At 75.2% G+C, this 4,847-nt stretch carries 4 protein-coding genes; all 4 read right to left on the reverse strand.

The window, feature by feature from the left end; translation table 11 throughout:
• The coding region (locus EEJ42_RS33965) for a glycosyltransferase (protein ID WP_148082123.1) at positions 1 to 1,132 on the reverse strand (1,132 nt) is incomplete at its 3' end.
• Positions 1,129 to 1,995 carry an alpha/beta fold hydrolase gene (locus EEJ42_RS33970; RefSeq protein ID WP_246097559.1) on the reverse strand — a complete coding sequence of 289 codons (867 nt, stop codon included), beginning with the start codon at positions 1,993 to 1,995 and terminating at the stop codon, positions 1,129 to 1,131. The genes EEJ42_RS33970 and EEJ42_RS33965, both read right to left, overlap by 4 nt.
• A gap of 2 nt (positions 1,996 to 1,997) precedes the next feature.
• Positions 1,998 to 2,267: a phosphopantetheine-binding protein gene (locus EEJ42_RS33975; RefSeq protein WP_246097560.1), complete on the reverse strand. Its 270-nt coding sequence runs from the start codon at positions 2,265 to 2,267 to the stop codon at positions 1,998 to 2,000.
• A gap of 86 nt (positions 2,268 to 2,353) precedes the next feature.
• Positions 2,354 to 4,348 carry a polyketide synthase dehydratase domain-containing protein gene (locus tag EEJ42_RS33980; RefSeq protein ID WP_342778367.1) on the reverse strand — a complete coding sequence of 665 codons (1,995 nt, stop codon included), beginning with the start codon at positions 4,346 to 4,348 and terminating at the stop codon, positions 2,354 to 2,356.
• Between the last annotated feature and the right edge of the window lie 499 nt (positions 4,349 to 4,847).

Genomic DNA, 4,847 nt, shown 5'->3' on the forward strand with positions numbered 1-4,847 from the left:
CGCGCTCGGCGGCGGCGCGGTGGCCCGGTTCGTCCAGCACCGCGTCGACGGCCTCGCCGAGCGCCGCCGCCCGCGCCCTGCCGAACCTGACCCGGACGCCCGCGCCCGCGGCCACCACCTGGGCGGCCACCACGGGCTGGTCGTCCCGGATCGGGGCCACCACGAGCGGGACGCCGTGCCACAGCGCCTCGCACACGGTGTTGTGGCCCGCGTGGCACACGACCGCGGACACCCGCTCCAGCAGGCGCAGCTGGGGGATCCGCGGGACCGTCAGCAGGTTCTTGTCCGCGTCGGCGGACGGTGGTCCCAGGGTGCCCGCCGGGTCGACGATGACCGTCTGGAAGCGGTCGGCGCGGGCGCGTACGGCCTCCCGCGAGGCGGCGAGGAAACGCTCCCCGGCATCGGTGTTCGCGGTGCCGAGGGTGATCAGGACGGTGGGGCGGGCGGGGTCCAGCCACTCCCACGGGAAGTCCGGTTCGGCCGGGCGCCCGGCGATGGACGGGCCCACGTACCGGATGTGGTCGGCCGCCCGGACGGGCCGCCCGGCCAGTTCCTCGGTGGTGAACGCCAGCACCAGATCGGGCGAGAACCGGGGGTCGGCCGTGCCGCGCGGATCGCCGATCCGGCCCCGCAACCCGGCCAGCAGGCCGTCCAGCCACGCGTCGATCTTCGGCATGCCGTCCAGCGCGCCGGTGAACTCCGCCGAGGTGGTGGCGGAGGTGGCCCACCGTACGCCCAGCCGCTCGGCCACCAGCGCGCCCGCCACGGTCTGCTGGTCGGCCACCACCACATCCGGGCGGAACTCTGCGATGGCCCGCGCCACATCGGGCGCCATGGCCTCGGCGAGCGGCACCAGGAAGTCCTCCCACAGGAACTTCAGCGCGCCCGGGCCGCGCACCTCGGGCGGGCGCTCCGCCCCGCCCTCACCGATCACCGGCCCGGCGCAGCGGTGGACCGCGGCGCCGTGGCCGACCAGCCGCTGCACGACCTCCGGCAGCCCGGCCCAGGCCACCTGGTGGCCACGGGCCGTCAGTTCGGCCGCCACGCCGACGGTGGGGTTGACGTGGCCGACGAGCGGCGGCACGACGAAGAGGAAACGGCGGCCCGAGGACGTGGGGGACGCTGCGGTCACGAGGCATCAGCTCCCTCGAACCCGGCCGCCACCGGGACGGCGGTGCCCTGTTCGCCGATCCAGGACAGCAGCAGCGCGCGTATCCGCGCGGGCGCCTCGGCCAGCACCGAGTGCCCCTCCCCCGGCAGCATGACCGTCCGGGTGCCGGGCGGCAGCGCCCTGAGCCAGCCGTCCTCGGCGGCGAGTTCGGAGTCGGCGCCGTACACGGCCAGCGCCGGGCAGCGCAGGGCGCGGACCCGCTCCTCGCTCACCGTCCGGCTCGCCGCCACGTCCTCGGCGATCGTGGTCGTACGCACCAGCCGGGCCGCCGACTTGGCCAGCCGCGCGGTGTGGGCGCCCCGGTGGGCGGTGACCCAGGCCAGCGACTCGGCCTCGTGTGCGACGAGTTCGACCACGATGCGCCGCATGATCTGGCTGATGTCCGTCAGCCAGCTCGGGGTGGCGGGTTTCGCCTCGATCGTCGCGAGACCGGCCACCCGTTCCGGGCGGCGCAGGGCGTATCCGTAGGCCACCGTGCCGCCGAAGCAGTTGCCCACGAGGTGAACGGGGGTGGTGATCTCCAGCTGGTCCAGCAGCCGTTCCAGATCGCTGACGAACGTCTCCAGCCGGTAGCCGGATCCGGGGCGCTCGCTGCGGCCGTGCCCCCGCTGGTCGTACATCACCACGTCCAGCCCGGCGGCGGCGAGGTCCGGGGCCACGGTGAAGTACCAGCTGGCCAGGGAGTCGGTGAGCAGACCGTGGACGAGCACGACGGTGGCGGTGGGCGGGCGGCCGTCCGGCGGGGACAGCCGCTGTACGTGCAGGCGGAGGCCGTCCGGTCCGTCGCCGGTGCCGGGCGGGCCACCGAGGTGGATCATCGCCATGGTCAGCTCCCCTCGGCCGCTCTGACCTCGGCCGCTCCGAGGCACCGGACGATGTACTCGACGAGCTGCCCGACGGTGAGGCCGATGATCTCGTCCAGCTCCAGATCGGCCACGAACTCGGCGAAGTTGACCTCCTGCCCGTAGCGGTCCTGGAGGGTGCCCGCCAGGGTCACCAGGTCGATACTTTCCAGCTCCAGGTCATCGGTGAAGCGGGTGTCCATGGCGACCTCGATGTCGTCGAGGCCGTCCTCGTCGAGCATGGTCCGGAGCATTCCGGCGACGTCCGCGAGCACGGCCGGCGCGTCGGGTGCGGTTGCGGGTGCCGGGGCTGTGGGTTCGACGGTGGGTTCGACGGTGGTCACTGATCGGTCTCCTCGTCCTGATCCCGGTGGCCCGGACCGGTCGTCCAGGCCACGGCGTACTCCCTGCCCGGCAACCCGGACGGGTTGGCGGTCCTCGTGCAGTGCACCCGGTAGCGGCGCGGCGGGTGTCCGGGGGCGGTGGCCACCTCGACGGTGAGGTGCGTGTGCCCCGCGCCGACCACCGCGGTGTCCCGGCCGATGCCGTCCGCCTTCGCCACCGCCTCCTTGGCGGCGCGGAACACGGCGGCCCACCAGGTGGCGGAGGCGGCGCCCGCGGCGGTGACGGTGGCGAGGAGCGCGCGCTCCGCCGGGGCGAACGCCACGTCCCGCTCGGCGACCTCCCCGATACCGATGCCGGGTCCGCGTTGCTCGCTCGGGTGGCGCGGCGCCACCAGGGCGACCCCGGCCTCGGCCCGGTGCGCCAGCGTCAGATCCAGCGGGGGCAGGGTCCGGCCGTGGACGCCGACCGCGTACGGGCGGCCGTGCTCGTCCTCGCACACCCGGATCTCGGCCGGGAAGACCGGCCCCTCCCCCTGCTCCCACAGCCACCGCCGTACCGCGTCCTTCGCCGCGATCCGGCCCAGCAGCCACTGCCGGCGGCCGAGCGGTGGCTGCCGCGCGTACTCGGCGCGTTCGGCGCCGCCCAGGTGATTGCGCATGATCAGATCGCGCGAGGCCAGGTCCGGCCAGCGCTCGTACACCAGTGACCAACCGCCCGGCTGAGGGCGCGACAACGTGTTGCGCTGCGGGAAGCGCTCCACCGGGCGGGTCTGCGGATCGTTGTCGAACCGGCGGTCGTGCCAGCCGTGCAACTCCGCCCACACCTCACCGCCGATCAGCAGCTGAACATCGGCCTCCAGCGCCGCATCGGTCAGCGCGACGATCCTGACCAGACACTCCACCGCGGTGCCGGGCCGCGGAGGCGGACCGTAGAAGCGCATCAGGCGCATGCCGACCGGGAAGACGACGGAGCGCTCGGTGCGGGTCGCCATGATCCAGTACCCGAGCAGCTGACCGACGTTGTCCAGGAGCGCACCGGGCGCCGCCGGAGTGGTGATCGTGCCGCGCACCTGCATCTCACCGATCGCGGTGATCCGGGTGAGGCCCTGGAACGCCGGACCGTGGAACATCCAGCGCTCGTCGTAGATCTGCGCCGCGGTGTGCTCGGGTATCCGCTCGGTGGCGGGGTCGATACGCCAGGGCGCGGGGCGTTCGGCGGCATCCGGGTAACGGGGCGCGAGCTGGACGGTGCCACGCGCGCTGCGGCCGAAGGTGGCGGTGTAGTGGCCGGGGTCGGTGGCCGACGGTGTCACGGTGACCTGAACGGTGCTGGGCGGCGTCGCGGTCACCCACTGATCGAAGCGCGCGCCGTGCACGGCCACGGCCACGTGCGGGCCGTCGGCCGTGTGCTCCGCCGCGTCGATGAGGTGCTGCACGATCGTGGTCGCCGGAACCACGGGCCACCGATCGCCCTCATCGGGCCACCCGGACCGCTGCGGGAAGAAGCAGTGGTCGCGGAGGTAGGGCATGGCCTCGGTGGACACGCGCACGTCGTAGGTACGCGCACGAGGCACAACCGTCCGAGCCCGCCCCGCCGCCACCAACGCGGCCGCCGCATCGGCCGTCTCCCGAAGCAGCGCGTCGAACTCGGCGGCCCAGGGTGCGGCGGGCGCGGCCGGGTACGACAGTGCGGCCTGAGCCGTGTCCGGCGTCGGAGACAACGGCACGGGGTACTGCGGCCCCGCCGCCGAGCGCGCACTCGCCGCGGCCTGAGCCGCGCCCGGAGGCGACAGCGGCACGGGGTCGTGCGTGTCTGCCACCGCCGCGTGCGGCGGCGCAGCGTGAGCGCTGCCCGCCGCCGGGTGCGTATCCGCCACGGCCACGTAACCCGCGCTCGCCGTCGCCACGTGCGGCGGCACGGCGTACTGCGAACCCGCCACCGCCGGGTGCGACACCTCGGCCTGACCCGCGCCCGGCGGCGACGGTGACACGAGGGGGTGCGTGCTTGGCGTCGCCAGATGCGGCGGCGCAGCGTGAGGGGTGCCCGCCTCCGGGAGGGTGCTCGCCGCGTGCGGCAACGCGGCGTACCGCGAAACCGCAACCGCCGGGTGCAACGCCGCAGCCTCACCCGCGCTCGGCGGCGACAACGGCACGGGGTGGTGCGGGCCTGCCGTCGCCTGATGCGGCCGCGCATCGTAGGAGGTGCCCGCAGCCGGGTTGGCCGACGCGGGATGCGGCGGGCCCGCAGCCGCGTAATCCGCGCCCGGCGGCGACGGTGGCACGAGGTGGTGCGGGCCCGCCGCGGCCGCGTAGTCCGCGCCCGGCGGAGACAACGGCACGGGGCGGGGCGTGCCCGCCACCGCCGCGTGCGGCGGCGTGGCGGGAGCCGGGTGCGGCGGTGATGGGGGCTGGCCCGTGCCCGCCACCGGCGCGGGCTGGGTGGTGTCCGGCTTCGCCGGGGAGTGGGGGGCCGGGGGGCGGAGCCCTCCG

The organism is Streptomyces botrytidirepellens, assembly GCF_003721215.1.
Taxonomy (GTDB): Bacteria; Actinomycetota; Actinomycetes; order Streptomycetales; family Streptomycetaceae; genus Streptomyces; species Streptomyces himastatinicus.